Origin of the sequence: Streptomyces sp. NPDC005496 (genome assembly GCF_042872045.1) — a bacterium.
In the GTDB taxonomy this organism is placed as follows: Bacteria; Actinomycetota; Actinomycetes; order Streptomycetales; family Streptomycetaceae; genus Streptomyces.
Genome location: NZ_JBIAJQ010000003.1, coordinates 446626 through 472750 on the forward strand (window position 1 = coordinate 446626; position 26125 = coordinate 472750).

Below are 26125 nucleotides of genomic sequence, written 5' to 3' on the forward strand. Positions count from 1 at the left end.
GCCGTCCGGCCGGGGGTCCCGGCCGGACGGCCGCGCCGTGGAGCTAGGGTCTGTCGTTTGGATCAGGCCGGCTGGGACAAACGACAGGCCCTAGCGGCCCGCCTCCTTGGAGACCAGGGCGACCGCCTCGTCCACGTCGTCCGTGAGGTGGAACAGGAGCAGGTCCTTCTCGGAGGCCTTGCCCTGGGCGATCAGCGTGTTCTTGAGCCAGTCGACGAGGCCGCCCCAGTACTCCGTGCCGAAGAGGACGATGGGGAACTGGGTGACCTTCTGGGTCTGGACGAGGGTGAGCGCCTCGAAGAGCTCGTCCAGGGTGCCGAGGCCGCCGGGGAGCACCACGAATCCCTGGGCGTACTTCACGAACATCATCTTCCGCACGAAGAAGTAGCGGAAGTTCAGGCCGATGTCGACGTACTTGTTGAGCCCTTGCTCGAAGGGCAGTTCGATACCGAGGCCGACGGAGATGCCCTTGGCCTCGCAGGCGCCCTTGTTGGCGGCCTCCATGGCGCCGGGCCCGCCGCCGGTGATCACGGCGAAGCCCGCCTCGACCAGACCGCGGCCGAGCTCCACGCCCGCCGCGTACTCCGGGGAGTCCGCCGGGGTGCGGGCCGAGCCGAACACGCTGATCGCGGGCGGCAGTTCGGCCAGCGTGCCGAAGCCCTCGATGAATTCCGACTGGATGCGCAGGACCCGCCAGGGGTCGGTGTGCACCCAGTCGGACGGGGCACGCTCGTCGAGCAGCCGCTGGTCGGTGGTGCTCGCCTGCACCTGGTCCCGCCTGCGCAGCACCGGTCCCAGCCGCTGCTCCTCCGGTGGCCGCTTCTTGCCCTCGGGGTTGCCGGTAGCCATGTCCGCTCCCTCCGCTTGCGGTAGTTCCACCCCAGCGTAGATCTACGCGGGTTACGGAGGGGGGACCTGCGCATGTCCGCGGTGAACCGCCGTGGCGGCGGCCGGGGCTGTCAGGCCGTCAGCCAGGCCCGCAGCCGCTCCTCGGCCTCGGGGATCAGGGAGGCCGTGACCCGCTCGTCCGTCTTGTGGGCCAGGAGGGGTTCGCCGGGTCCGTAGTTCACGGCGGGCACCCCGAGCGAGCTGAAGCGGGCGACGTCGGTCCAGCCGAACTTGGGGCGGGCCTCGCCGCCGACGGCCGCGAGGAAGGCGGCGGCGGCCGGGTGCGTCAGGCCGGGGCGGGCGCCCCCGGTGTGGTCGTCGACGACGAACTCGTCGACCCCGCAGTCGGCGAAGTACTCGCGCACGAAGGCCTCCGCCTCCGCCTCGCTGCGGTCCGGGGCGTACCGGAAGTTCACGACGAGCGTGCAGGCGTCGGGGATGACGTTCGTGGCGACGCCGCCCTCGACGCGCACGGCGTTGAGGCCCTCGTGGAAGCGCAGGCCGTCCACGACGGGCCGCCGCGGCTCGTACGCGGCCAGCCTGGCCAGGGCCGGGGCCGCCGCGTGGATCGCGTTGGAGCCCATCCACGCGCGCGCGGAGTGCGCCCGCTCCCCCGTGAACCTGAGCAGCATCCGCAGGGTGCCCTGGCAGCCGCCCTCCACCTGGCCGTCCGTCGGTTCCAGGAGGATCGCGAAGTCGCCCGCCAGCCAGTCGGGGTGCGCCTCGGCCACGTGCTTGAGGCCGTTGAGGTGCGCCGCGACCTCCTCGTTGTCGTAGAAGACGAAGGTGAGGTCGCGGTTGGGCTCGGGGACGGTGGCCGCGATGCGCAGCTGCACCGCCACGCCCGACTTCATGTCGCAGGTGCCGCAGCCCCACAGGACGCCGTCCTCGTCGAGCCGGGACGGCACGTTGCCCGCGATCGGGACGGTGTCGATGTGGCCGGCCAGGACGACCCGCTCGGCGCGGCCCAGGTTCGTACGGGCCACCACGTTGTTGCCGTACCGGTCGACCGTCAGGTGCGGCAGGGCGCGCAGCGCGGCCTCGACGGCGTCCGCGAGCGGCTTCTCGCTGCCGCTCTCCGAGGGGAAGTCGACGAGCCGCGCGGTGAGCTCGGCGGCGTCCAGCGTGAGGTCAAGCGGGGTATCGGCCATGCGGCCGAGCCTAACGCGCCGCCCCCGGCCCCACTGTCCACAGGCCCATCGCCCGTCACAGCGGCCTCCAGTACCTTGTACGACGTGCCAGAGCCGTCCCCCACCTCCTCCCGGCGCGGCCGCCTCCTCCGGTTCGGGGCGGCCGTCGCGGTGCTGCTCGCGCTCGCGGGCTATCTCGTCGTGCAGTACGTCACCGGCGGCACGGGCGCGCCCCGCTGCAAGGTCGTCTCGGGCAAGGGCGACGGCGCCTCGTACGAGTTCACCCCGGAGCAGGCGGTGAACGCGGCGACGATCACCGCCGTCGGCACCACGCGCGGCATGCCGGAGCGGGCCGTCACGATCGCCCTCGCGACCGCCCTCCAGGAGTCCGGCCTGCGCAACATCCGGCACGGCGACCGGGACTCCATCGGCCTGTTCCAGCAGCGGCCCTCGCAGGGCTGGGGCACCCGGAAGCAGATCATGGACCCGACGTACGCGGCCGGTGAGTTCTACCGGCATCTGGCCAAGGTGCCGGGCTACTCGCGGCTGCCGCTGACGGTCGCCGCGCAGCGGGTGCAGCGCAGCGGCTACCCCCAGGCGTACGCCAAGCACGAGCCGGACGCCACGCTGCTGGCGGCGGCCCTGACCGGCCGCGCGGCGGCCACGCTGACCTGCGAGGGGCGGCCCGGCGCGACCCGCACGGGCGGTCCGGACGCCGTGCGGGCCGCGCTCGTGCGGGACTTCGGGCGCGACGTGCTCCAGGTCGCCGGTGCCGAGGTGGACGGCGGGACCGACAGCGGTACCGGCCAGGCGTCGCCCTCCGCGGCGGCCTCGCCGTCGCGGGGGCCGGGCACCGCTGTGACCGTGCCCGTGCCGGAGGGGACGGCGGCCGACGGCAGCCGCAGACAGCGCGGCTGGGAGCTGGCCCACTGGGCCGTCGCCAACTCCTCCGCGCTGCACATCGCGCACGTCTCGTACGCGGGACGCGAGTGGTCCGCCGGGCGGTCCGTGAGCGAATGGACCGAGAGCGGGAATTCGCGGAACTCGGCGAAGTCGACCGCCGAGGTCCGGATCGTCACTGGTCAGTAGTACGGGCCCTCACCCGTTGGGGGGACGGGGCCTGACCCGGACGCGGTGTCGGCGCGGGTTTTCGCGCGGTCACCCCCGAATCCGCCAAAACCCTTGAGAACAAAGGGCGGTAAGGATTCGGCAGACTTTCCGACCGGGTGGTCTTTGCCCGTTTTTATCCGCAGCCGATAATGCGACGCATTACCAACTCTTTACGTCGGGCCACCGCAACCTTCGCGGTCTTCGAGCGGTAGTCACTGCGTCCGGAGCCCGGGACGATCACAGCCGTTCGGTCGACAGCCAGTCGGTCAGCCACCGGGACACCTCGGACACACCAATGTTTTTCTCCCGTCTAAGGAGCATCATGTCCCTCCCCCTGACCCGCCGGATCGCCCGTGTCGCGCTGCTCATCGCAGCGGGGGCGGCGCCCGTGGTCGGTGCGGCCGGCTCCGCCAGCGCGGCGGCCGAACTGCCGGCCACCCCGAACCTCGGTGGGCTGACCGCTCTGGACGGCGCGCAGGCCGGCAACACCGTGGACAGTGCGGCGCAGAAGACCACCGGCCTGGCCGGCGAAGCCGGCAGCAAGGCCGTCAAGAAGGCCGTGCCCGCCGCGGGCAAGACCGGCGGCAAGGTCGCCAAGACCGCCGCCCCCGCCGCCCAGAAGACGGCCGGTGAGGCGGCCGGCTCCGCGGGCGGGCTGCTCGGCGACACCGCCAAGGCGACGGGTGGCGGCCTGCCGACGGACTCCGTGACCAAGGGCGGTCTGCCCACCCAGGGGCTGCCGACCCAGGGCCTGCCGCTCGGCTGAGACCGGTACGGCACGACGAGGGGGCCCGGGGATCTTCCCCGGGCCCCCTCGCCCGTGTCCGGGAGGTGCCGCCTGCCGGCGGTCAGGCCAGCCGGGCCACCGCCGCCGCGATCCGCTCGTCCGACGCCGTCAGGGCCACCCGTACGAAGGTGCCGCCCGCGGGGCCGTAGAAGTCGCCGGGGGCCACCAGGATGCCGAGGCCGGCGAGGTGGGCGACGGTGTCCCAGCAGGACTCGTCCCGCGTGGCCCACAGGTACAGGCTCGCCTCGCTGTGCTCGATGCGGAAGCCGTGCCCGAGGAGGGCGGCGCGCAGGGCCGTGCGCCGGGCCGCGTAGCGCTCGCGCTGCTCACGGACGTGGGTGTCGTCGCCGAGCGCGGCCACCACCGCGGCCTGGGTCGGCGCGGAGGTCATCATGCCGCCGTGCTTGCGGATCTGGAGCAGCGGGCCGAGGACGTCGGGGTCACCGGCGAGGAACGCGGCGCGGTAGCCCGCCAGGTTCGACCGCTTGGAGAGCGAGTGGACCGCCACGATCCCCTCGTACGAGCCGCCGCACACGTCCGGGTGCAGCACCGACACCGGGTCGGCCTCCCAGCCCAGTTCGAGGTAGCACTCGTCGGAGAAGACCAGGACGCCGTGCCGCCGCGCCCAGGCGACGACGCGGGTGAGCTCGTCCTTGGCGAGGACGCGGCCGGTGGGGTTCGACGGCGAGTTGAGCCACAGGAGCTTCAGGTCCGTGGGGTCCAGCTCGGTCGGATCGTCGTAGGCGACGTGGTCCGCGCGGGCCAGCCGGGCGCCGACCTCGTACGTCGGATAGGCCAGGCGCGGATAGGCGACCGTGTCCCCCGGGCCGAGGCCCAGCTGGGTCGGCAGCCAGGCCACCAGCTCCTTGGAGCCGACGATCGGCAGCACGTGGCGGTGCGTGACCTCGCGGGCGCCCAGCCGCCGCTCCACCCAGCCCGTGATCGCGTCGCGCAGCTCGGGGGTGCCCCAGACCGTGGGATAGCCCGGCGAGTCGGCCGCGGCGACCAGAGCCTTCTGGATCAGCTCGGGCACCGGGTCGACCGGCGTGCCGACGGACAGGTCGACGAGGCCGTCCGGATGCGCGGCGGCCGTCGCCTTGTAGGGCTCCAGCTTGTCCCAGGGAAACGTGGGAAGCCGGTCGGAGACTGCGGACACGGGCTCGGACTCACTTTCTCGTACGGGCGACCCGGGCCGGCGGGTCGCGCTCACGGCGGGTGCGGACGGACCGCGCGCCAAACACCTCGGTCCCGCACGGCAGCGAGGCCGTACGGGACCGGGGCGGCGCGATCCGGGCCGCTTACTGGTTCTGCGGCGGAAGCGCTGCGACGAAGGGGTGGTCGCGCTCGATCAGTCCCAGCTTGCTGGCACCACCGGGCGAGCCGAGCTCGTCGAAGAACTCGACGTTCGCCTTGTAGTAGTCCTTCCACTCTTCCGGAGTGTCGTCTTCGTAGAAGATCGCCTCGACCGGGCACACCGGCTCACAGGCTCCGCAGTCGACGCATTCGTCCGGGTGGATGTACAAGGACCGGGAGCCCTCGTAGATGCAGTCGACCGGGCACTCCTCGATGCACGCCTTGTCCTTGACGTCGACACAAGGCTGCGCGATGACGTAGGTCACGCTGTCGTTCCTCCTCGATAGGGCGCTGGCGGGCCTCCTCAGGCTCCGCCGCCTGGCGCGCGGGAGCGCGGCGTCGTCGATGCCCGCCCCTAGTATCTCCGTTCCTGGGCATGATCCGAACAGGAGGGGTGAACTGACCTGTGGAAATCTCCGCGGCCGGCCGCCTTGAGGTCCGCATCACCGCTGCTGACGTGGGCAAACGCGTCTCCGTGCGACGCTTGAACGAGGACGGAGACACGGAAGAGAAGTTCACCGACACGGTCGGTGTTCTCACATCATGGGACGACGGTGTGCTGCTGATCACACGACGCACCGGCGAAAGCGTCCGCATTCCGGAATCCTCGCTGGTAGCGGGCAAGGTCGTGCCGTCCGCTCCGGCGCGGCGGCGGGGCCCCGCGGCCTCGTACGGGGAACTGGCGCGGATCGCCGCCAGGGCCTGGCAGCCGGTCGAGCGCGAGCCGCTCGGCGAGTGGGAGCTGCGCGCCGCCGCCGGGTTCACCCGGCGCGCCAACTCCGTCCTGACGCTCGGTGATCCGGGCCGGCCGCTGGACGAGGCGCTCGCCGCCGTCCGCGACTGGTACGCCGTCCGCGGGCTGCCCGCGTACGTGCAGACGGCGACCGGGGCCGAGGGCACCCAGGAACTGCTGTGCGCCGAGCTGGAGGCGCGCGGCTGGTCGCGTGAGGTGACGGCCGAGGTGTGGACCGGGGCGCTCGCGCCGATCGGGGACCGCGAGGCTCCCGGGGTGCTGCTGTCCCGGGATGCGGACGAGGCGTGGCTGAGCCGCTACCGGCGCAAGGGGCTGAGCGACGTGGCGCTGCGCGTGCTGAGCGGTGGCCCGTCCGTGTGGTTCGCGACGGTGCCCGGGGAGCCGGGCGAGCCGCCGGCGGCCATCGGGCGGTGCGTGGTGGACGGGCGCTGGGCCGGTTTCGCGGCCGTCGAGGTCGACCCCGCGTACCGGCGGCGGGGGCTGGGCACGGCCGTGATGGCGGCGCTCGCCCGGCGCGCCCTGGACGAGGGCGCCTCGGCGGCGTGGCTCCAGGTGGAGGCCGCCAACGCGGGGGCGCGCACGCTCTACACCGGGATGGGCTTCGCCGCGCACCACGCCTACCACCACCACCGGGCACCGGAGGCGCCGGAGGAACGGCCCGCGCCGCACGACGGCCGTCACCGGCCCGCGTGAGAGGCCCGGAGGCTGCCATGCGTCCCCCTCACCCCCCGGAGCCGGAGCGAGCCGCCGAGGTGCGGCGCCGGTTCGCCGACGAGGCCCGCTCCGAGCGGCCCGACCTGGCCCTGCTCTGTCTGCTCGTGGGCGCCGCCGCGGACGGGACGCTGAACGAGGCCGGCATGGACGCGGCGGAGATCGAGCTGGACCGGCTGGCGGGGCAGCTCCCGTTCCGGCCGGGCGGCCCCCGGTCCTGGGCGGCCGCGCTCGCCGAACTCCTGGGCGCCCGCTGCGGTTTCCACGGCACGCCCGGCGACTACCAGCGGCTGGAGTCGTCGCTGCTGCACGAGGTGCTGCGGCGCCGGCGCGGGCTGCCCATCCTGCTGTCCGTGGTGTGGATGGAGGTCGCCCGGCGGGCGGGGGCACCGGTGTACGGGGTCGCGCTGCCCGGGCACTTCGTGGTGGGCTTCGGGCCGCCAGGGGACCAGGTGCTGGCCGACCCCTTCGACGGGGGCCGGGTGCTGACCGGGCCCGACGCCGAGCTGCTCGTCGCGGGGGCGACCGGCGCGCCGCTGGACCCATCGATGCTCGCGCCCGCCGACCCGCTCGACGTCGTGCTGCGCATCCTCAACAACGTCCGCGCCTGGGCGGCCACCCGTCCCGAACGCTCCGACGTCGCCCTGTGGGCCGTCGAACTGTCCCTGCTGCTGCCCTCGCACCCGGCGCGGCTGCGCTACGAGCGGGCTCAACTGCTGGTGCAGCGCGGGGACTTCCTGACGGGCGCCGCCGAACTGGACGCGTACGCCGAGGTGGTGGCCGCGGTGGACGAGCCGGCCGCCGACCGGGTACGGCGACAGGCGCACGCCGCACGGTCGATGCTCAACTGACGTGAGGCTCGCGGCCCGCCAGGGCTGCGAGGGCGGGCGCAGCACCGGCACCGTCCACGGGGGCAGCTCCCCGAGGGGGTCTACAGCCAGCCCTTCTCCCGTGCCGTCCTGACGGCCTCAGCACGGTTGCGGACCGCGAGCTTCTGTATCGCCGTGGAGAGGTAGTTGCGGACCGTGCCCTGGGACAGGTGCAGGGCCGCGGCGAGTTCGGCGTTGGTGGAACCGTCGGCCGCCGCCCGCAGCACCTCGCGTTCGCGGGCGGTCAGCGGATTGGCGCCCTCGGCGAGCGCGGCGGCCGCCAGCGTGGGGTCGATGACGCGCTCCCCGGCGAGCACCTTCCGTACCGCCTCGGCGAGTTGGGCGGCCGGGGCGTCCTTCACCAGGAAGGCGTCGGCGCCGGCCTCCATGGCGCTGCGCAGATAGCCGGGCCGGCCGAAGGTGGTGAGGACGACCAGCCTGAGGTCCGGGAACTCCGCGTGCAGCCGGGCCGCGGCCTCGATGCCGGTGAGGCCCGGCATCTCGATGTCGAGGAGAGCCACGTCCACGTCGTGCGCCCGGGCCGCGGCGAGCACCTCGTCCCCGCGCGCCACCTGGGCGACGACCTCGATGTCCGGTTCGAGGCCGAGGAGGGCGGCCAGGGCCTCGCGGACCATCGACTGGTCCTCGGCGAGCAGGACCTTGATCGTACGGCTCATGTCCCGGATCCTACGGCGTCGTCCGCCGCCGTCCGGGAGTGGCCGGCCGGTCCCGCCGGGGCGGTCGCGGGCACCCTGGCGACCAGCCGGAACCCGTGCCGTGCGCGGCCGGCCTCCAGTGTGCCGCCCGCCTTCTCCAGCCGTTCCGCCAGCCCGGACAGGCCGTTCCCGTGGCCCTTGCCCGAACCGCCCGAACCGTCGTCCTCCACGGTCAGTTCGAGGATCGGGCCCGTCAGGGTCTCGCGGCGGGCCAGGGTCACCGAGCAGCGCCGCGCCCCGCTGTGCCGTACGACGTTGGTGACCGCCTCGCGCAGCGTCCAGGCGAGTGCCGACTCGCTCTCCTCGGCCACCTCGCCGGGGCCGGGTTCGGCCGGCAGGTCGGCGACGATCCCGGCGGCGGTCAACGCGACCCGCGCCCCGGCCAGTTCGCCGGAGAGCCGGGGCCTCCGGTAGCCGGTGACCGCCTCGCGGACGTCGACGAGGGCCTGGCGGCTGACGCTCTCGATGTCGGCGACCTGCTGGGCCGCCTTCTCCGGCTGGCCGGGCAGCATCCGGCCGGCCAGCTCGCTCTTCAGCGTGATCAGGGAGAGCGAGTGGCCGAGCAGGTCGTGCAGGTCGCGGGCGAGCCGCAGCCGCTCCTCGTTCGCGGCGAGCTGGGCGACGGTGGCCCGGGCCTCGCGCAACGCGATGGTGGTGCGCAGGAGTTCACGCACCCCCGTCATGGCGAACCCGCCGAGGAACGCCGGGATGAGCAGGCCCGCCAGGTACGCCCTGCCGCCGGGGACGACGAGGGCGAGCACCGCCATCAGCGCGGACACGGCCGGGACGGTCAGGCGTGCCGTGCGCAGCGGCAGGGCGGCGCCGGACGCGATCGAGACGTACACGAACAGGACCAGCCACTCCCGGCCCAGGGTGAGGGCGAGGACGGAGGACTCCGCCGCCAGCACCGCCAGGGAGCCGAGGACCAGGCGCTCGCCCTCGCCCCGGCCGGTGCGGAAGACCAGGGCCCAGTACCAGGCCACGAAGACCACCAGGCCGAGCCAGCCGAGCACGGTGACGCCGGTGCTGTGGCCGCCGTGCAGCAGGTCGCCGACGGGTGCGCTCAGGTAGACGAGCCAGATGCCCGTCCACACGGACTTGACCAGCTTCTGCCTGCGGTTGTCGGGGCGTTGCCCGATGCCGACGCCGCTCACGCCTTCAGGGTGTCCTTCCGGTACAGCCATGCCGCCGCGCCCGCGAACAGGACGAAGGAGACGGCCAGGACGGCGACGTCCGCGGCGGCCGGTGCCTCGCCCAGTTCGATGGCCTGACCGAGGGCAGCGTACGCGTGCGTGGGCAGCCAGTCGGCGATGTCCTGGAGCCAGCCCGGGAAGGTGGTGGCCGGCATCCACAGGCCGCCGAGCACCGAGAGCCCGAAGTAGACGATCATCGTGATCGGACGGACCGCGTCACCGCTCGCCAGATAGCCGATGGCCACCCCGAGCGCGGCGAAGACGAGGCTGCCGGCCCAGATCGCGGCGGTGAGCGCGAGCCACTGCCAGGGGTCCAGGCGGACGTCCTTCACGGCGGCCGCCACGACGAACACGATCACGATGGACGGCAGCGCGACGACGGCGGCACCGGCGGTCTTCGCCAGCACGTAGCCGCGGCCCGGCAGCGCGGTGAGCCGCAACTGCCGTACCCAGCCGCTCTCCCGCTCCTTGGCTATGCGTTCGCTGTTGCCCATCAGGACGGCGGTCAGGGCGCCGAAGGAGGCCATGGACACCATGAAGAAGGTGGGCAGGGTGAGTCCGGTGCCCTCGACCACGGTGGTGGCGTCCTGGCCGCCCGCGATGAGCAGGAACAGGCCCGAGGGGTAGATCACCGAGAAGAAGAGGAACTTGCGGTTGCGCAGGGCGCGGACGATCTCCAGCTTGATGAGGCTGTTCACTTCTCCATCGCTCCTTCGGTGGCGGTGGCCGCGGTGGCCGGGTCGGCGTCGTGCTCGGCGGCGGGGACCGTGCGTTCGGTCCCCTCGGCTTCCCGGGCCGCCTCCTCGGCCGCGGTGATGGCGACGAACGCCTGCTCCAGGCCGAGTCCGGTCACCTCCAGGCCGCGCGGGTACAGCCCGAGCCCGTACAGGGCGTGCACGGTCGCGTCCGCGTCGGTGGACCGGATGCGCACGGTGTGGCCCGAGACGTCGAGGGACGTCAGGAAGGGCAGCGTCCGCAGCGCGGCCTCGTCCACCGGCTCCCGCAGGTCGAAGGAGATCCGGCGGGCGCCCGCCCGTGCCTTGATCTCGGCGGCGGTGCCGTCGGCGAGCAGGCGGCCCCGGTGCAGCACGAGCACCCGGTCCGCGATCGCGTCGGCCTCCTCCAGGTAGTGGGTGGCGAACAGGACGGTGCGGCCCTGGTCGGCCTGCTCGCGCATGGTGGCCCAGAAGGCGCGGCGGGCGGTGACGTCCATGCCGGTCGTCGGCTCGTCCAGCACGATCAGGTCGCTCGCCCCGGCGGTGGCGAGGGCGAAGCGGACCCGCTGCTGCTGGCCGCCGGAGAGCTTGTTCACCCGGCGGTCCGCGATCCGGTCGACGCCCGCGCGGGCCATGACGTCGCCGGGCCGGTACGGCTTCGGGTGCAGCGCGCAGGCGAGGCGGACCAGTTCACCGACCGTCACCTCGTCCATCAGCCCGCCGCTCTGCAGCATGGCGCCCGCCCTGCCCGCGACGACGGCCTCGCGCGGGCCGGTCCCGAAGAGCCGGACCGTGCCGCTGTCGGCGTGCCGGAGGCCGAGCAGCAGGTCCAGGGTCGTGGACTTGCCCGCCCCGTTCGGGCCCAGCAGCGCCACCGTCTCACCGGGGTGCAGGGCGAGCGTCAGGCCGTCCACGGCCCGCACTCCCCCGTAGCTCTTGCTCACCTGGTCGAAGGCGACCACCGGGGAGGTGGCCGTCGCAGTCGTCGTCATGGGGCCATCGTGGCCGCCGCGCCCGCCGCCCCGGCAGTGCGAGGTGTCCTCGGTCGCGCATGACGGATGTCATGTCCGGCGCGGCGACGGCGGCCGGACGGCAACACGAAAGGGGTGCCCGGCCGTCGGCCGGACACCCCTGTCACCGGCGCGGAACCGCGCCGTACGCTCCCGAGGTCAGCTCGGGTTCGTGTCGATCACCGCGATCCGGTCCGCCGCGTTCTTGGACATCAGCGCCGGACGCAGCGCGCCGATCACGTCCTCGACGGTGACCGCGGTCTTCTTGCCGGTGCCCCGCGTGACGAGCACGCCGTCGAAGGTGTTGCCGTAGAGCTTGGTGAGCTCCGCCCGGTCGTAGAAGTCGACGAGCTTGCCGTCCTGGGCCTTCACCCGCAGGAAACGCCACAGGGAGTTCTGCGGGCTGAACGAGACCGTGTGGGCCGCGTCCGTCCGCACCGTGACGATCCCGGACATCGCCGGCTCCGCGAACTTCTTCATCATCCGGTTGACCTCGGCGTCCGAGACCGTCGGCTGCTTGATGGTGGTCGGCACCTTCACCGGGGTGCTCGTGCCGGACTCCACCTGGCTGCGGTACGCCTCCCGGACGGCCTCGGCCGACGCCCCGACGTCGATGCCCTTGCCCGCCTTGCCGTACACGGCGACGGCCTTGCCGGGCTGGAACTTGATCGTGCCGTCGCCGGCCGAGCCGGAGCCGCCCGCGGCCCGTTCCAGCGCCGCCCGGAGCTTCTCCTCGTCCACGGGCATCACGGGTTCCACCACGCGCTGCCCGCCGAACAGGGATCCGATCACGGACATCGGGTTGTAGTCGCTGCGCGCGGCGGCGCTCGCCGTGGCCTTGGCGTCGAGCTGGAGGCCCGACTGGTCCGGCCTGAGCGCCACCGTGTCGCCGTCGACCGACAGCCGCAGCGGCTTGTTCGTACGGTCCCCGAAGGCGTCGTCGAGCTTCTTGACGGCCTCGTCGCGGGTGCCGCCGCCGATGTCGACGCCGAGCACGGTGGTGCCCTTGGGCACGTCCGAGTGGTTCATCAGCAGCCCGGCGCCGTACGCCGCGCCGCCGAGGAAGACCACGCCGACGGCGAGGAGCACCAGCTTGCTGCGCCCCTTCTTCTTGGCGGGCTTGGCGGAGGCGGCCGGTTTCGGGGCGGGCTCGGGCAGCTTCGGGGGCGTGTGCGGCAGCGGCCCGTCGGGGTGCCCGCCCGGTCCGAACGGCGAGTTCTGGCCACCGGGGACGACGGGGATGCCGCTGGTGACGGTGTGCCCGGAGACGTTGTCGTTGGGCCCGTAGCCGTGGCCGCCCGGTTCGGGGGCGGGCCGCTGCGGGGTGAGGATCGCCGTGTCGTCGCTCAGACCGCCGCCGGGACCCGCGCCGGGACCACCGGGGCCCGCGCCGGGGACACCCGGACCGCCGGAGCCGAAGGGGCCCGCGCCGGGGCCGGCGGGCGGCACCATCGGGCCGTCACCGGTGACCGGGCCGCCGGTCGGGCCGGCGGGTCCGCGCCGTCCGTCCGGGGCGCCCTGGCCGTTCTCCGCGAAGTAGGGCAGGTCGTCGCGGCGGGACTCGCCGCCGGACGGGGGGCCGGTGAGGGCCGCGGAGACGTCGAAGGAGCCGGTGCCGCCGCCGTGGCCGGGAGCCACGGGACCGGCGCCGGTGGCACCCGGCAGCCCCGCGCCGTTCGTGCCACCGGGGCGGGCCTGGCCGCCCATCGGTCCGGGGCCGCCCGCTCCGGGGGGAGTGCCGGGTCCGCCGGGACGCGCGCCCGGGCCCTGCGGACCCGAGGACATGCCGGGGGACGGCGCCGGGACCGCGGGTGCGCCGGCACCGGCGGGGGCCGAACCGGCGGGCAGACCCGCTCCGTTGGCCGGGCCGCCGCCCGATCCGCCCTTGGGAGGGCCGGACTTGCGTGGCGCGAACCAGTCGCTCGTCTTCTCCTCGGCCGACGGGGGCTCACCGGGGCCCTCCGCGGCGGGCGCGGTCGGACCCGAGGCGATCGCGGGCACGCGGACGGAACCCGTCGTCTCGGGGTCGGTGTCCGCGCCCTCGGCACTCTCGGCGGAGGTGTCGGCGTCGGCCATCGGCGTACGCACCACGACCGGCGGGATGGGCCGCGATCCGGGGATGTTGATCCGGATCCGGGTCGTCAGTGTGGTCTCGGTCTTGCGTTCCTCCGGCTGCGCGGCCGAACGGCCCGCGGCGGCGCCGTCTTCGGAGGCCGTGGGGGTCCCGTACGGCGGCGTCCCCGACGGGTACGCGGCTCCGCCGCGCCCGTTGGGCCCGGAGGACGAACTGTCAGTTTCACGACTCAAGGCAGGTTCTCCCGGTTGGCTCCGCCGCCCGTTTACTCGACCTCATCTCGGGCAGCTCGGCGGCGCGCACCACCATACTGGCCGTCTCACCGCCCGGACGGCGCCCGCCGGGGAAACCCCCACGGGACCCGCACCTGTCCGATACGGCGAAGTGGTACGTCATTTCCCAAGTCGGACGGCGGGACCGTCCGGTTGCCGCCCGAGACCGAGGGTGGCGCACATCACAGCGACCGCCATCCCGCCGAGCAGGAACAGGTAGGAGCCGATCCCCGCGCCGAAGAGGAAGTCCCCTTCGGGACGGCTGGCGGTGAGCAGCACGACGGCGACCGTCCAGCCGACGGCCGGAGCGACGGCCCCGGCACGGGTGCCCAAAGCACGCGAACCGCCCAGGAAGAGTCCCGCCGCGCCCGCCAGGGACAGCAGCAAGCCACCGGGGAACCAGGCCGCTTGCAGCAGCGAACCGGCCGCCCCGACCACGGCGCCCAGCACGAGGAGCCCGAGGCCCGCCGCCATGCGCCCGCCCGAAGGCCGCTGCAACGGCTGGGCCAGCGCGCTGCCCTGCCTGCCCGTCGTACTCATCGGTTCTCCGTCTCCCGCTGCCCGGTCCGGGTGTCCGCGAGGCCCGCGAACAGGTCGGTCTCCGGCGTCCCGCCGGGTTCCCCGCGCACCAACTCGTAGTACTCGGTGGTGAAGAGGGGCTGAGCCAGCTCGTTCGACAGGACGAACCAGGGCTCGGTGACCTCGATCTGGGTGGCGTGCGCCCGCATCGCGGCGGCCTTGGCGGCGGCGAACGCGGTGCCGTCGATCACCGTGGTGACCATCGCGTCGTCGACCACGCCCGGTACGTCGCCGGTGTCGGCCGCCTTCGCGTACGGCAGGTCCGGCAGGGCGGCCCGCAGGCGGGCGAAGGCTTCCTCGGCCACCGAGCGCGGTACGCGGTTCCAGTACACCTTGGCGATGTGCCAGGGCTCGCCGAGGTCGGGGCGGAAGGCGGCCCGCCCGGCCAGTTCGGCGGCGCGGGTGGCGACCCGGTGGGTCTGGATGTGGTCGGGGTGCCCGTAGCCGCCGTCGGGGTCGTAGGTGACGAGCACCTGCGGGCGGACCTCGCGGATCACCTCGACCAGGCGGGCGGCGGCCTCGTCGACGTCGGCCCGCCAGAAGCAGTCCGGCTCGTCGTTCTCGGGGCCGCCCATCATCCCGGAGTCCCGGTAGCGGCCGTCGCCGCCGAGCCGCCGGAAGTCCGCGACGCCGAGCGCGGCCATCGCCGTACGCAGCTCTCCCAGGCGGTGTTCGCCGAGGGCGGCACCGGTCAGGTGCGCGAGCCGCGGCGGGATGACCTCGCCCCGCTCACCGAGGGTGCAGGTCACCAGCGTCACCAGGGCGCCCTCGGCCGCGTACCGCGCCATGGTCGCGCCGTTGTTGATCGACTCGTCGTCCGGGTGCGCGTGCACCAGGAGCAGACGCCGGTCGGGCAGTTCCGTCATGGGCTCCACCCTACGAGGCGTCCGCCGCCGGGGTCGCGCCGCGGGCCCGCCGTCACTCCTCGCCGCCGGGCGGGGCCTCTCGCCGGCAGTCCCGGCAGCGGCCCGGTTCCGGGGCGCGGAAGGCCCGGTCGCAGTCGTCGCAGTTCCGCAGGGGGTGCCGCACGACGGGCAGGCGCCGGACGGGCGGGCCGAGCGGGGGCGGGGGCGGCAGTTGGGCGCTGAGCCGGTGCGCGAGCAGGGCCGCGGGGCGACGCGGTCCGCCGGGTGGCAGGTCGGTGGTCAGCGCCCGGCGTACGGCGCCGGGGCCGACGTCCCGCTCCAGCCAGGCGGCGACGCCGGGCGCGAGGTGGGCGGTGTCGTGGGCGGACAGGAGCAGGCCCGGGTCGTGGCGGCGGAGGTCCGCGAGGAGGTCCGTGGCGGCCGCGAGGAGGGCGGGGGCGGGGTGCGCCGGGTGCGGGACGGCCGGGAGGGGTTTGCGGGGCTCGCGCCGCTCGGGTGGGCGCGGGGCCGCCGGGCGGTGGTCGTCGGCCGCCCGGCCGCGGTGTCCCGGCTGGTTGCACGAGACCGTGCGGGTGACGATGCGGCCGCCGGGGACGCGCTCGCGGGTGCGGCGCAGGTAGCCGTGGGCCTCCAGCTCGCGCAGGGCGGCGGCGATCCGGGTGGCGCCCTCGGGGAAGCGGGCGGCGAGGGTCTTGATGTCGACGCGGGCGCCCGCGGGCAGGGACTGGATGTGCACGCCCAGGCCGATCGCCAGGGCCGAGAGCTCCGGGTGCTGGGCGAGGTGGTTGCCGATCACCGTGAAGCGGGTGGCGTGGCGGGCGTTGTCGTGGGCGAGGCCGCCGGAGCGGGTGTGCCCGTGCGTGCGGTTTCTGCCCGCGTTCCCGGGCTGGGGGCGCGGGGGCGCGCTAGGGTTCTGCGTATCCATCGGGAAGCTCCTACTTCCTCGGTGGTCAGGCCCTCGCACTGGGATGCCAGTCCCGGCGAGGGCCGTCGCATGTCTGGAGTTGTGTCGCGCCGAGCGTAGGGCAGCCAACCGGGCCGGAAGCCAGCCGAGTTGATGATGTTCACCCGCGCGAGTGAGGGACCGCTGCGGCGCGGAAGGGCGGGGTAGGGCTTGGTGCGGTGCTTTCACCCTCGTGGTCCTTGGGGATGACCGCCCCTCGCACCGGAGCACGGAGAAGCGGGTTCCGGTGGACCGGCGGCTGTCCGCCCGTGTCCGGACTGCCGCAACCGGCCGCACGGGTAGGGGCGTCGCGGCAGGGTCGTACGACGGAGGGGTGCGGGATGGCAAGGGTGGACGGCGCGGCGGCCCGGCTCAAGGGCGAGGCGGACGAGCCGGGTTGGGAGGTCGACCCGGACGACGAGTGGGGTGTGGCGGTCGTCGCGACGGTCGGGCGGCAGCTCAAGCTGCGCCGGGAGGCGGTGGGGATGCGCGCCGCCGACTTCGGTGAAGCCGTGGGATACGGCGAGGACATGGTCTACAAGATCGAGGGCGGCAAGCGGATCCCCCGGCCCGAGTACCTGGACACGGCGGACGAGGTGCTGCGCGCGGGCGGGCTGCTGTCCGCGATGAAGGAGGACGTCGCCAAGGTCCGCTACCCGAAGAAGGTCCGGGAGCTGGCCCAACTGGAGGCACGGGCGGTCGAGATCGGGGTGTACGAGGGCAACATCGTGCCGGGTCTCCTGCAGACCGCCGCGCACGCGCGCTCACTGATCAGGGCGGCCCAGCCGCCGTACACGCCGGACGACGTGGAGCGGATGGTGGCCGCGCGGCTGGCCCGGCGGTCGGTCTTCGACCGGGACCCGGCTCCGTGTCTGCACTTCGTGCTGGAGGAGGCACCGCTGCGCAGGCGGGTCGGGGGCACAATAAGCTGGCGACAGCAACTCGAACACCTGCTGGACGTGGGTCGGTTGCATCACGTCCGCCTTCAGGTGATGCCGACGGACTGCGAGCCTCATCCCGGGCTGGACGGCAGGATCGAGCTGTTGAAGTTCCCCGACGGCACTGCGGCGGGGCGTTCGGACGGCGCCTTCAACGGCCGGCCGGTCACGGACCCGAAATCGCTTCGGATCCTTGAGCTCCGGTATGGCACGATCCGGGCTCAGGCCCTCCCGCCACGGGAGTCGTTGATCTTCATCGAGCAACTGCTGGGAGAAACATGATCCGCACGGCTTCCACCGGGAACTCCCTCGAACTGGCGTGGTTCAAGAGCAGCTACAGCGGCGGCACGGACGGCGAGTCCTGTGTCGAGGTCGCCACCACCCCCGGCACCGTCCACGTCCGCGACTCCAAGGACATCGCCGGCCCCCGGCTCGCGCTCACCTCGCGGGCGTGGGCCCGCTTCGTGGCGTACGCGTCCGAGGGCTGAGCGGGCGGACGGGCGGCGGTGGGCTCCCGCGACGGGTCGCGGAGCCCACGGCACGGGTGTCACGCGGTCAGAACTTGATACTGCCGATCATGCCCGCGATGTTCGTCGTCAGCTCGTTGATCGTGGGTGCCACCGTCGACGAGGCGAGATAGAAGCCGAGCAGGACACACACGATGGCGTGGGCGGCCTTCAGTCCTGACTTCTTGACCAGGATGAAGACGATGATCGCCAGCAGCACCACCGCCGAAATCGAGAGTGCCACGGCGGCTCACCTCCAAAGATCCCAGGGACTAGGGGGGGTCGAACGGGGTCGGAAAACCCTTACAGCAGCCAGCGGGTTCATACCCACGCAGCGCTAGTGATCATAACTATCCGTACGCGCGCATCGATCGGCGCACGGCCGCACAAGGGGGCGCATGGCCAATATGGTCAGGGCATGACGACGGAGCCCCTTTCCTTCCCGCGCATGCAGGCGCGCACCCAGCGGTTCACCCTCGGCGCACCCCGCGCCTTCACCGTGTCACCCGACGGTTCACGCGTCGTTTTCCTGCGGTCCCGGTCCGGCACGGACCGGGCGAACCTGCTGTGGGTCCTCGATGTCGAGGACGGCGGGGAGCGCGTCGTCGCGGACCCCGGGACGCTGCTCGGCGGCGGCACGGAGCGGTTGTCGGCGCAGGAGCGGGCCCGCCGTGAGCGCAGCCGCGAGGGCGGCGCCGGGATCGTCGGCTACGCCACCGACGCGGCCGTGGAGTTGGCGTCTTTCTCCTTGTCAGGGCGGCTTTTCACGGCCGAGCTGCGGGCCGGTACGGCGCGTGAACTCCGGGTCCCGGGGCCGGTGATCGACCCGCGCCCGGCGCCCGACGGGCGGCTGATCGCGTACGTGACCGGTGGCGCCCTGCGTGTGGTGGGGGCCGAGGGAGCGGAGGACCGGGCGCTGGCGGAGCCGGAGTCGGCGACGGTTTCCTACGGATTGGCCGAGTTCATCGCGGCCGAGGAGATGGGGCGTTCGCGCGGTTTCTGGTGGTCACCGGAGTCGGACCGGCTGCTCGTCGCGCGGGTCGACGACGCCCCGGTCGAGCGGTGGTGGATCTCCGATCCGGCGCATCCCGGGCGGGATCCGCAGCAGGTGGCGTACCCGGTGGCGGGCAGCGCCAACGCGGAGGTCCGGCTGTTCGTCATCGGCCTCGACGGGACGCGCACGGAGGTCGTCTGGGACCGGGCGCGCTACCCGTACGTGGCGCATGTGCACTGGTCAGCGGCGGGGGCGCCGCTCGTGCTCGTACAGGCGCGGGACCAGCGCAGCCAGCTGTTCCTGGCGGTGAACCCGGACACCGGGGCCACCCGGATGGTGCACGCCGACGAAGATCCACAATGGCTGGATCTTTTCCCCGGCGTCCCGTGCTGGAGCCCCGGCGGGCAGCTGGTGCGGATCGCCGACGAGGGCGGGGCGCGGGTCCTCGCGTACGGCGAACGCCCGCTGACCGGGCCGCAGTTGCACGTCCGCGCGGTGCTGGACGTGTCGGCCCACGACGTGCTGGTCTCGGCGTCGGCGGGCGCGAAGGCGGCCGAGCCGGAGATCGGCGAGATCCACGTGTACCGGGTGAACGAGCTGGGCGTGGAGCGGCTTTCGCAGGAGCCGGGCGTGCACTCGGCGGTGCGGGCCGGCGGCGTGACCGTCCTCGTCTCGGCGGTGCCGGACCGGCCGGGCAGCCAGGTGCAGGTGCTGCGCGACGGCAGGCGGACCGGGGCCGGACCGGCGCCCGCGGGAGCCTCGGCGAAGACGGCCACCGTGGCGTCATATGCCGAACGCCCTGGTCTGTCCCCGCGCGTGACCTTGACACAGGGGGGCGCACGCCGAATCCCGTGCGCCGTGCTTATGCCGACGGACTACCACGGGGACACTCCCCTGCCCGTGCTCATGGACCCGTACGGGGGTCCGCACGGCCAGCGCGTGCTCGCCGCCCACAACCCCTACCTGACCTCGCAGTGGTTCGCCGACCAGGGATTCGCCGTGATCGTCGCGGACGGGCGCGGGATGCCGGGGCGCTCGCCCGCCTGGGAGAAGGCCGTCAAGGACGACCTGGCCGCCGTCGTGCTCCAGGACCAGGTCGACGCCCTCCAGGACCTCGCGAAGACCTTCCCGCTCGACCTCGGCCGGGTGGCGATCCGCGGCTGGTCGTTCGGCGGCTACCTCGCGGGGCTCGCGGTGCTGCGCCGCCCGGACGTCTTCCACGCCGGCATCCTGGGCGCCCCGGTCACCGACCAGCGGCTCTACGACACCCACTACACCGAGCGCTACCTGGGCGACCCCGGCAGCCGTCCCGAGGTGTACGCGGCCAACTCCCTGATCGACGACGACGGTCTGGTGGCCGCCGCCGAGCCCGCCCGGCCGATGATGATCGTGCACGGCCTCGCGGACGACAACGTGGTGGTCGCGCACAGCCTGCGCCTGTCCTCGGCCCTGCTGGCCGCCGGGCGGCCCCACGAGGTGCTCCCCCTGTCGGGCGTCACGCACATGACGCCGCAGGAACAGGTCGCGGAGAACCTGCTGCTGCTCCAGGTGGACTTCCTGAAGCGGTCGCTGGGCCTGGACTGAACATGCGACGGGCCGGGGCGACATGGCGCGCCCCGGCCCGTCTACGGCACCCGCACGGCCGTACGCTGTTCACCTTGCCGCGTCCGTATATCGGTACCGCTTCCGCCAAGTTGCCTGCGTGTAAACGACGTTCGCCCTCATTTGTGCGCTTATGCAACCCCGTTCGGCGGCCGTGACGGCGGTTCCCCGTCCTCCGGCGGCGGCACCGGACGCCCGCCCAGGGGCGAGCCCGGACGGTCTCCGCCGGGCGACTCCGGAAGGCCGCCGAGAGGCGAGGGCCGGTGCTCCTCCGGGGGCACCACGCGCTTCTCCTCCGCGAAGTGGCACGCCGAGTCGTGTGCCGCGGGCCCGTCCAGGAGCCGGAACTCGGCCGGCACCGCGAGCAGCGGGACCTCCAGGGCGCAGCGCTCGCGCGCCTTCCAGCACCGGGTGCGGAAGCGGCAGCCGGAGGGGATGTTGGCCGGCGACGGCACGTCTCCGGTGAGGATGATCCGCTCCCGGTGCTCGCGCGCCTCCGGGTCGGGCACCGGCACCGCGGAGAGCAGGGCCTGGGTGTACGGGTGCGTCGGATGGTCGTAGATCTCGGCGTCCCTGCCGGTCTCGACGATCCGCCCGAGGTACATCACGCCGATCCGGTCGGAGATGTGCCGCACGATCGACAGGTCGTGCGCGATGAAGACGTAGGACAGGTCGAACTCGTCCTGGAGGCGGTCGAGCAGGTTGATGACCTGCGCCTGCACGGAGACGTCGAGGGCGGAGACCGGCTCGTCCGCGACGATGATCTCGGGGCGCAGCGCGAGGCCGCGGGCGATGCCGATGCGCTGGCGCTGGCCGCCGGAGAACTGGTGCGGATAGCGGTTGATGTACTCGGGGTTGAGGCCGACCACGTCCAGCAGGTCCTGGACCCGCTTCCGGCGGTCACCCTTGGGCGCGACCTCGGGGTGGATGTCGTAGGGCTCACCGATGATGTCGCCCACCGTCATACGGGGGTTGAGCGAGGTGTAGGGGTCCTGGAAGACCATCTGGATGTTGCGCCGTACGGCCTTCAGGGCGCGTCCGGACAACTTGGTGATGTCCTCGCCCCGGTACTTGATCACCCCGTCCGTCGGCTTCTCCAGGTTGACCAGCATCTTGGCGACCGTCGACTTGCCGCAGCCGGACTCGCCGACGATGCCGAGGGTCTCGCCCGACCCCAGGGTGAAGTCGACGCCGTCGACGGCCTTCACCGCCCCGATCTGCTTCCTGAAGACGATGCCTCGGGTGAGCGGGTAGTGCTTGACCAGGCCGCTGACCTCCAGGATCGGCTCGGCCGTCGGCGCCTGCGTCGTCTCAGCCATGCAGGCACTCCCTCCAGAAGTGGCAGGCACTCCCGCGCTCGTCGGAGACCTCGTAGAGCGGGGGTACGTCGGTCCGGCACACGTCCTGGGCCATGGGGCAGCGCGGGTTGAAGGCGCAGCCCGGCGGGATGCGCATCAGGTTCGGCGGCAGGCCCTTGATCGCGTAGAGCTCCTGGCCCTTCTGGTCCAGGCGCGGGATCGAGTCCAGCAGGCCCCGGGTGTACGGGTGCGCGGGCGCCTTGTAGATGTCGTGGACGGGCGCCGACTCGACGATGCGGCCCGCGTACATCACGGCGATCTTGTCCGCGACGTCGGCGACCACGCCGAGGTCGTGGGTGATCAGGATGAGCCCCATGTTGAGTTCGCGCTGGAGTTCCGCCAGCAGCTCCATGACCTGGGCCTGGACGGTGACGTCCAGGGCGGTGGTCGGTTCGTCGGCGATGATCAGGGCGGGTTCGAGGGCCAGCGCCATGGCGATCATGATGCGCTGGCGCATACCGCCGGAGAACTGGTGCGGGTAGTCGCGTACACGCTGGGCGGCGGCCGGGATGCGGACCCGGTCCATCAGCTCGACGGACCGGGTCCGGGCGTCCTTGCGGGACATCCCGCGGTGCACGACGAACATCTCGCCGAGCTGGTCACCCACGGACAGCACCGGGTTCAGGGACGAGAGGGCGTCCTGGAAGATCATCGCCATCTGGGCGCCGCGGACCTTGCGCCGCTCCTCCTCCTTGAACTTCAGCAGGTCCTGGCCCTGGAAGAGGATCTCGCCGCCGGTGATCCGGCCCGGGGGCATGTCCAGGATGCCCATGACGGCCTGCGCGGTGACGGACTTGCCGGAGCCGGACTCGCCGAGCACCGCGAGCGTCTCGCCCTCGTCGACGCTGTAGTTCACGCCGTTGACCGCCTTGGCGACACCGTCCCTGGTCCGGAACTCCACGTGCAGGTCGCGCACTTCGAGCAGCACGGCGGTCACCTCAGCTTCGGGTCGAGGGCGTCGCGGACCGCGTCGCCGAGCATGATGAACGCCAGGACGGTGACCGCGAGGGCGCCGGCGGGCCACAGCAGCATGTGCGGGGCCTGGCGGATGTACGGGGACGCGGCGGAGATGTCGATGCCCCAGGACACCGTGGGTGGCTTCAGCCCGACTCCGAGGTACGACAGCGTCGCCTCCAGCGCGATGTAGGTGCCGAGCGCGATGGTCGCTACGACGATCACGGGCGCGACGGCGTTCGGCAGGATGTGCCGCAGCATCAGCCGTGAGTTGGACGCGCCGAGGGCCCGTGCCGCCTGGACGTAGTCGTTCTGCTTGGTGGTGATGACGGATCCGCGCGCGATCCTGGAGATCTGCGGCCAGCCGAGCAGCACCATGAACCCGATGACCGGCCAGATCGTGTTGCTGGTGACCACGGACAGCAGCACCAGGCCGCCGAGCACCACGGGGATCGCGAAGAAGATGTCCGTGATCCGGGACAGGACGGCGTCCCCGGTCCCGCCGAAGAAGCCGGCGAGGCCGCCGAGCACCGCTCCGAGCAGGGCGACCCCGAGCGTGGCGCAGACGCCGACAGCGATCGAGACCCGGGTGCCGTACACGGTCCGCGTGTAGACGTCGCAGCCCTGGCCGTCGAATCCGAACGGGTGCCCGGGCTGGGAGCCCTCCTGGGCCTTGGACAGATTGCAGTTCAGGGGGTTCTGCGTGGCGATCAGGGACGGCCAGAGCGAGATCACGACCAGGAAGAGGATGACCAGCGCGGAGATGATGAAGACGGGGTTGCGCCGCAGGTCGCGCCAGGCGTCGGACCAGAGCGAGCGCGGCTTCTCCTGCGGTCCGGTGCCCTCCGGGCCGCCGGGCGTCTTCTCCAGGGTGGCGCCCTCACTGGTGGCGAGGTCCATGGCGCCGCCCATCCCGGTCGCCGCGATGGCGCCCTCCGGCTCGTACGGCTGCTCAGGCATAGCGGATCCTCGGGTCGAGTACGGCGTAGAGGAGGTCGACGAGCAGATTGGCGACCAGGAAGACGAGCACGAGGACGGTCACGAAACCGACGACGGTCTGGGTGTTCTGCCGCAGGATGCCCTGGTAGAGCTGGAAGCCGACGCCGTGGATGTTGAAGATCCGCTCCGTGACGATGGCGCCGCCCATGAGCGCGCCGATGTCGGTGCCGATGAAGGTCACCACGGGGATCAGCGAGTTGCGGAGCAGGTGACGGACGATCACGCGGCGCCGGGGCAGGCCCTTCGCGATCGCCGTACGGACGTAGTCGGACCGCTTGTTCTCCGCGATGGAGGTCCGGGTCAGCCGGGTCACGTAGGCCAGGGACACCGAGGCGAGGACCAGGCCGGGGACGATCAGCTCGCCGAAGGTGGCCTCCGAGGAGACCGACGGTTTGATCCAGCCCCACTCGACGCCGAGCAGCAGTTGGAGCAGCAGGCCGGTGACGAAGGTGGGCACCGAGATGACGACGAGGGTCAGCAGCAGGACGCCGGTGTCGACGGGGCGTCCGCGGCGCAGGCCGGTGATCACGCCGAGCACGATGCCGATCACGATCTCGAAGAGGATCGCGACGATCGTGAGCCGGATGGTGACCGGGAAGGCCGACGCCATCAGTTCGGTGACCTCCTGGCCGTTGAAGGCGGTGCCGAAGTCCCCGGTGAAGACGTTGCCCATGTAGGTCAGGTACTGCTGCCACACCGGCTTATCGAGGCCGAACTCCTTCTCCAGCTGGGCGGCGGTGGCGGGGTCGCACTGGCGGTCGCCGCAGAGGCCCGCGATGGGGTCGCCCATCACGTTCACCATCAGGAAGATCAAGAGCGTCGCGCCGATGAAGACCGGGATCATCTGCAGCAGGCGCCGGATCACATACCGTCCCATGAGGGCTCCGGAGGTAGGGGCGGGCGGCCCTGTCACAAGGGCCGCCCGGCGCGGCTCAGTTGACCTTGATCTCGTTGTAGACGGGGACGCTGAACTGGTTGAGCGCGACGTTCGAGAGCCGTTCCGAGTAGCCGGCGCTGCCGTTCTGGTACCAGAGCGGGATGGCCGCCATGTTGTCCCGGACGACCTCCTCGGCCTGCTGGAAGAGCTTGATCGCCTTGGCGGTGTCGGTCTCGGCGTTCGCCTGGTTCACCAGGTTGTCGAAGTCCTTGTTCGACCACTTGCCGTCGTTGGAGGAGGCGTTGGTGTAGTACAGCGGCTGGAGGAAGTTCTGGATCAGCGGGTAGTCCATCTGCCAGCCCGCCCGGAAGGGACCCGACATCTTCTGGTCGGTGATCTGGTTGCGGAAGTCGGCGAAGGTGCCGACGGGGTTGCCGACGCACGCCTTGTCGTTGCCGAGGGCGTTGTTGATGCTGTTGCACACGGCGTCGACCCACTCCTTGTGGGAGCCGGTGTCCGCGTTGTACGTGATCTTGACCTGTCCGCCGGGCAGACCCCCGCCGTCCTCGATCATCTTCTTGGCCTCGCTCGCGTTGTACTCGCAGGCGTCACCGCAGAGTCCGTCCTGGAAGCCGCCGTCCTTGCCGAGCACCGGCGAGGTCCAGTCGGTGGCCGGGGTACGGGTCTTCTGGAAGATCGTCTCGGTGATCTGCTTGCGGTCGATGGCCATCGACAGGCCCGTGCGGACCTTCTCCATCCCGGCCTTGTCCCAGTTCTTGTCGTAGAACGGGAAGGCGAGGGTCTGGATGATGCCGGCCGGGGTGTTGATGTACCGGTTGCCGAGGTCGCTCTTGGCGTTCTTGAGCTGCGAGGCGGGCACGTCGTCGACCAGGTCGAGGTTGCCGGCCAGGAGGTCGGTGTAGGCGGTGTTGTTGTCGGTGTAGACCTTCAGGTCCACCCCGCCGTTCTCCGCCTTGTCCTCGCCGGAGTAGCCGTCCCACTTCCGCAGGGACATCTGGGAGCCCTTGGTGTAGGAGTCGACCGAGTACGGACCGTTGCCGATCGGCTTCTTCAGCCAGTTCGCGTGGTCGTCGAAGAACGCCTGCGGCAGCGGCGAGAAGGCCGCGTAGCCGAGGGTGTCGGGGAAGGTCGAGAACTTCTGGTTGAGCTTGACCGTGAAGGTCTTGTCGTCCTTGACGACCAGGCCGGACAGCGTGTCCGCGCTCTGCTTGCCCGAGTCCGGGTGGACCTTGTCGTACCCCTCGATGTACCCGAAGAAGTACGCGTTCTTCTGGTTGTTCTTGAGGCTGGCGCCGTAGTTCCACGCGTCGACGAAGGACTTCGCGGTGACGGCCTCGCCGTTGCTGAACTTCCAGCCGTCCTTGATCGTGATCGTGAAGTTCTGCGAGTCCGAGGTCTCGATCTTCTCGGCCAGCATGTCGTCGGCCGCGCCGGTCTTCGCGTCGTACCGCTTCAGACCCCGGAAGATCATGTCGAGGACCTTGCCGCCCTGCACCTCGTTGGTGTTGGCCGGTTCGAGCGGGTTCTGCGGATCACCCCACGAGGAGCTGAGGACCCCGGTGCCGTCGCCGCCGCCGCTGTCACTCCCCCCGCCCCCGCAGGCGGTCGCCGCGAGGGCTACCGCCGCCGCGCATGCGGCCCATTTGGCGTGCGTCGCTCCACGCATGGAGTGCCTCCTCGGAAAGCTCTGGTCATTAGCGCCCAATATGACCCGTTACCACCCATATCGCACTCTCGCCCCGTCTGTACGGGTGGCCGCTGTCCGGGCGGCGGCCGTACGTGTGACACCGCGCCCCGCACAGCGGGGCGCGCGCCGGGCCGCGACGTGCGTGCGGACATGCGGAACCGCCGGCCACGTGCGGGCCGGCGGTTCCTGGTGGTCTGTTCTGCGGAGCCCGTGGAGGA

The 26125-nt window shown here is 72.4% G+C and carries 25 protein-coding genes; 7 read left to right on the forward strand and 18 right to left on the reverse strand.

The genetic code is table 11. From position 1 onward, the window contains the following. Positions 1–90: 90 nt before the first annotated feature. Together ACFYQQ_RS10700 and dapE are read right to left on the reverse strand one after the other, a co-directional pair. Positions 91–849: a TIGR00730 family Rossman fold protein gene (locus ACFYQQ_RS10700; protein WP_355792198.1), complete on the reverse strand. Its 759-nt coding sequence runs from the start codon at positions 847–849 to the stop codon at positions 91–93. Between the two features lie 110 nt (positions 850–959). Beyond that, entirely contained in the window at positions 960–2039 is a 1080-nt protein-coding gene (dapE, locus tag ACFYQQ_RS10705) for a succinyl-diaminopimelate desuccinylase (protein ID WP_356171834.1), read from the reverse strand. Between the two features lie 84 nt (positions 2040–2123). Between dapE and ACFYQQ_RS10710 the strand changes: the two genes are divergently transcribed. Together ACFYQQ_RS10710 and ACFYQQ_RS10715 are read left to right on the forward strand one after the other, a co-directional pair. Continuing rightward, positions 2124–3107 (forward strand): heavy metal transporter, encoded by a 984-nt coding sequence (locus ACFYQQ_RS10710; RefSeq protein ID WP_388904211.1) that lies wholly within the window; start codon positions 2124–2126, stop codon positions 3105–3107. A gap of 343 nt (positions 3108–3450) precedes the next feature. Beyond that, positions 3451–3894 (forward strand): ATP-binding protein, encoded by a 444-nt coding sequence (locus ACFYQQ_RS10715; RefSeq protein ID WP_355792461.1) that lies wholly within the window; start codon positions 3451–3453, stop codon positions 3892–3894. An 82-nt stretch (positions 3895–3976) separates the two neighbouring features. Here ACFYQQ_RS10715 and ACFYQQ_RS10720 read toward each other — a convergent pair whose 3' ends face one another. Next, entirely contained in the window at positions 3977–5071 is a 1095-nt protein-coding gene (locus tag ACFYQQ_RS10720; protein ID WP_355792464.1) for a bifunctional succinyldiaminopimelate transaminase/glutamate-prephenate aminotransferase, read from the reverse strand. Positions 5072–5213: 142 nt separating this feature from the next. Beyond that, a complete protein-coding gene (gene fdxA / locus ACFYQQ_RS10725; protein WP_019058397.1) occupies positions 5214–5534 on the reverse strand; it encodes a ferredoxin in 321 nt (106 codons plus the stop codon). 140 nt (positions 5535–5674) lie between these two features. On the opposite strand from fdxA, the gene ACFYQQ_RS10730 reads away from it, so the two are divergent. Then, positions 5675–6715 carry a GNAT family N-acetyltransferase gene (locus ACFYQQ_RS10730; protein WP_356171827.1) on the forward strand — a complete coding sequence of 347 codons (1041 nt, stop codon included), beginning with the start codon at positions 5675–5677 and terminating at the stop codon, positions 6713–6715. Positions 6716–6732: 17 nt separating this feature from the next. Then, complete coding sequence (locus tag ACFYQQ_RS10735; RefSeq protein ID WP_355784579.1) at positions 6733–7584, forward strand: transglutaminase-like domain-containing protein; 852 nt, start codon at positions 6733–6735, stop codon at positions 7582–7584. Positions 7585–7664: 80 nt separating this feature from the next. On the opposite strand, the gene ACFYQQ_RS10740 is transcribed toward ACFYQQ_RS10735, so the two are convergent. The 8 genes from ACFYQQ_RS10740 to ACFYQQ_RS10775 form a co-directional block, all read right to left on the reverse strand. Then, positions 7665–8279, reverse strand: coding sequence for a response regulator transcription factor (locus tag ACFYQQ_RS10740; protein ID WP_355784576.1), 615 nt, complete (start codon positions 8277–8279; stop codon positions 7665–7667). After that, positions 8276–9472 carry a histidine kinase gene (locus tag ACFYQQ_RS10745; RefSeq protein WP_355784573.1) on the reverse strand — a complete coding sequence of 399 codons (1197 nt, stop codon included), beginning with the start codon at positions 9470–9472 and terminating at the stop codon, positions 8276–8278. Before ACFYQQ_RS10745 ends, ACFYQQ_RS10740 begins: the two co-directional genes overlap by 4 nt. Then, positions 9469–10209, reverse strand: a complete 741-nt coding sequence (locus ACFYQQ_RS10750) for an ABC transporter permease (RefSeq protein ID WP_355784570.1) — start codon at positions 10207–10209, stop codon at positions 9469–9471. The genes ACFYQQ_RS10745 and ACFYQQ_RS10750 overlap by 4 nt, the downstream gene beginning before the upstream one ends. Further along, entirely contained in the window at positions 10206–11219 is a 1014-nt protein-coding gene (locus ACFYQQ_RS10755; protein WP_355784567.1) for an ABC transporter ATP-binding protein, read from the reverse strand. Before ACFYQQ_RS10755 ends, ACFYQQ_RS10750 begins: the two co-directional genes overlap by 4 nt. Positions 11220–11396: 177 nt before the next feature. Then, positions 11397–13544, reverse strand: coding sequence for a hypothetical protein (locus ACFYQQ_RS10760; RefSeq protein ID WP_355784564.1), 2148 nt, complete (start codon positions 13542–13544; stop codon positions 11397–11399). 159 nt (positions 13545–13703) lie between these two features. Continuing rightward, positions 13704–14123: a DUF6113 family protein gene (locus tag ACFYQQ_RS10765; protein WP_355784561.1), complete on the reverse strand. Its 420-nt coding sequence runs from the start codon at positions 14121–14123 to the stop codon at positions 13704–13706. Further along, on the reverse strand, positions 14120–15028 hold the full coding sequence (gene mshB, locus ACFYQQ_RS10770; protein WP_355784558.1) for an N-acetyl-1-D-myo-inositol-2-amino-2-deoxy-alpha-D-glucopyranoside deacetylase: 909 nt from the start codon (positions 15026–15028) through the stop codon (positions 14120–14122). The genes ACFYQQ_RS10765 and mshB overlap by 4 nt, the downstream gene beginning before the upstream one ends. Before the next feature lie 52 nt (positions 15029–15080). Continuing rightward, positions 15081–15953 (reverse strand): helix-turn-helix domain-containing protein, encoded by an 873-nt coding sequence (locus ACFYQQ_RS10775; protein WP_388904216.1) that lies wholly within the window; start codon positions 15951–15953, stop codon positions 15081–15083. A 359-nt stretch (positions 15954–16312) separates the two neighbouring features. On the opposite strand from ACFYQQ_RS10775, the gene ACFYQQ_RS10780 reads away from it, so the two are divergent. Beyond that, on the forward strand, positions 16313–17191 hold the full coding sequence (locus ACFYQQ_RS10780; protein WP_355793639.1) for a helix-turn-helix transcriptional regulator: 879 nt from the start codon (positions 16313–16315) through the stop codon (positions 17189–17191). Continuing rightward, positions 17188–17397 carry a DUF397 domain-containing protein gene (locus ACFYQQ_RS10785; RefSeq protein ID WP_355793638.1) on the forward strand — a complete coding sequence of 70 codons (210 nt, stop codon included), beginning with the start codon at positions 17188–17190 and terminating at the stop codon, positions 17395–17397. Before ACFYQQ_RS10780 ends, ACFYQQ_RS10785 begins: the two co-directional genes overlap by 4 nt. 67 nt (positions 17398–17464) lie before the next feature. Here the strand turns inward: ACFYQQ_RS10785 and ACFYQQ_RS10790 are convergent, their stop codons facing one another. Then, positions 17465–17659: a hypothetical protein gene (locus ACFYQQ_RS10790; protein WP_028801953.1), complete on the reverse strand. Its 195-nt coding sequence runs from the start codon at positions 17657–17659 to the stop codon at positions 17465–17467. A 174-nt stretch (positions 17660–17833) separates the two neighbouring features. Here ACFYQQ_RS10790 and ACFYQQ_RS10795 point away from each other — a divergent pair, with 174 nt between their 5' ends. Next, positions 17834–19993, forward strand: coding sequence for a prolyl oligopeptidase family serine peptidase (locus ACFYQQ_RS10795; protein WP_356171805.1), 2160 nt, complete (start codon positions 17834–17836; stop codon positions 19991–19993). A 149-nt stretch (positions 19994–20142) separates the two neighbouring features. On the opposite strand, the gene ACFYQQ_RS10800 is transcribed toward ACFYQQ_RS10795, so the two are convergent. From ACFYQQ_RS10800 to ACFYQQ_RS10820, 5 genes are read right to left on the reverse strand one after another with little or no spacing between them, the layout of a single operon-like run. Continuing rightward, entirely contained in the window at positions 20143–21330 is a 1188-nt protein-coding gene (locus ACFYQQ_RS10800; protein WP_356171802.1) for a dipeptide ABC transporter ATP-binding protein, read from the reverse strand. Beyond that, positions 21323–22297, reverse strand: coding sequence for an ABC transporter ATP-binding protein (locus ACFYQQ_RS10805; RefSeq protein WP_355793003.1), 975 nt, complete (start codon positions 22295–22297; stop codon positions 21323–21325). Before ACFYQQ_RS10805 ends, ACFYQQ_RS10800 begins: the two co-directional genes overlap by 8 nt. Before the next feature lie 5 nt (positions 22298–22302). Then, entirely contained in the window at positions 22303–23283 is a 981-nt protein-coding gene (locus ACFYQQ_RS10810) for an ABC transporter permease (protein ID WP_355793001.1), read from the reverse strand. Continuing rightward, on the reverse strand, positions 23276–24199 hold the full coding sequence (locus ACFYQQ_RS10815; protein ID WP_355792999.1) for an ABC transporter permease: 924 nt from the start codon (positions 24197–24199) through the stop codon (positions 23276–23278). The genes ACFYQQ_RS10810 and ACFYQQ_RS10815 overlap by 8 nt, the downstream gene beginning before the upstream one ends. Positions 24200–24254: 55 nt before the next feature. Further along, positions 24255–25886, reverse strand: coding sequence for an ABC transporter substrate-binding protein (locus tag ACFYQQ_RS10820; RefSeq protein WP_356171795.1), 1632 nt, complete (start codon positions 25884–25886; stop codon positions 24255–24257). Positions 25887–26125: the final 239 nt, after the last annotated feature.

What these genes read in the sequence shown, in the direction of transcription:
- ACFYQQ_RS10700 (WP_355792198.1), bottom strand. Translation starts at nt 849, where the DNA reads ATGGCTACCGGCAACCCCGAGGGCAAGAAGCGGCCACCGGAGGAGCAG.
- dapE (WP_356171834.1), bottom strand. Translation starts at nt 2,039, where the DNA reads ATGGCCGATACCCCGCTTGACCTCACGCTGGACGCCGCCGAGCTCACC.
- ACFYQQ_RS10715 (WP_355792461.1), top strand. Translation starts at nt 3,451, where the DNA reads ATGTCCCTCCCCCTGACCCGCCGGATCGCCCGTGTCGCGCTGCTCATC.
- ACFYQQ_RS10735 (WP_355784579.1), top strand. Translation starts at nt 6,733, where the DNA reads ATGCGTCCCCCTCACCCCCCGGAGCCGGAGCGAGCCGCCGAGGTGCGG.
- ACFYQQ_RS10740 (WP_355784576.1), bottom strand. Translation starts at nt 8,279, where the DNA reads ATGAGCCGTACGATCAAGGTCCTGCTCGCCGAGGACCAGTCGATGGTC.
- ACFYQQ_RS10755 (WP_355784567.1), bottom strand. Translation starts at nt 11,219, where the DNA reads ATGACGACGACTGCGACGGCCACCTCCCCGGTGGTCGCCTTCGACCAG.
- ACFYQQ_RS10765 (WP_355784561.1), bottom strand. Translation starts at nt 14,123, where the DNA reads ATGAGTACGACGGGCAGGCAGGGCAGCGCGCTGGCCCAGCCGTTGCAG.
- mshB (WP_355784558.1), bottom strand. Translation starts at nt 15,028, where the DNA reads ATGACGGAACTGCCCGACCGGCGTCTGCTCCTGGTGCACGCGCACCCG.
- ACFYQQ_RS10775 (WP_388904216.1), bottom strand. Translation starts at nt 15,953, where the DNA reads ATGGATACGCAGAACCCTAGCGCGCCCCCGCGCCCCCAGCCCGGGAAC.
- ACFYQQ_RS10780 (WP_355793639.1), top strand. Translation starts at nt 16,313, where the DNA reads ATGGCAAGGGTGGACGGCGCGGCGGCCCGGCTCAAGGGCGAGGCGGAC.
- ACFYQQ_RS10785 (WP_355793638.1), top strand. Translation starts at nt 17,188, where the DNA reads ATGATCCGCACGGCTTCCACCGGGAACTCCCTCGAACTGGCGTGGTTC.
- ACFYQQ_RS10795 (WP_356171805.1), top strand. Translation starts at nt 17,834, where the DNA reads ATGACGACGGAGCCCCTTTCCTTCCCGCGCATGCAGGCGCGCACCCAG.
- ACFYQQ_RS10800 (WP_356171802.1), bottom strand. Translation starts at nt 21,330, where the DNA reads ATGGCTGAGACGACGCAGGCGCCGACGGCCGAGCCGATCCTGGAGGTC.
- ACFYQQ_RS10810 (WP_355793001.1), bottom strand. Translation starts at nt 23,283, where the DNA reads ATGCCTGAGCAGCCGTACGAGCCGGAGGGCGCCATCGCGGCGACCGGG.
- ACFYQQ_RS10815 (WP_355792999.1), bottom strand. Translation starts at nt 24,199, where the DNA reads ATGGGACGGTATGTGATCCGGCGCCTGCTGCAGATGATCCCGGTCTTC.
- ACFYQQ_RS10820 (WP_356171795.1), bottom strand. Translation starts at nt 25,886, where the DNA reads ATGCGTGGAGCGACGCACGCCAAATGGGCCGCATGCGCGGCGGCGGTA.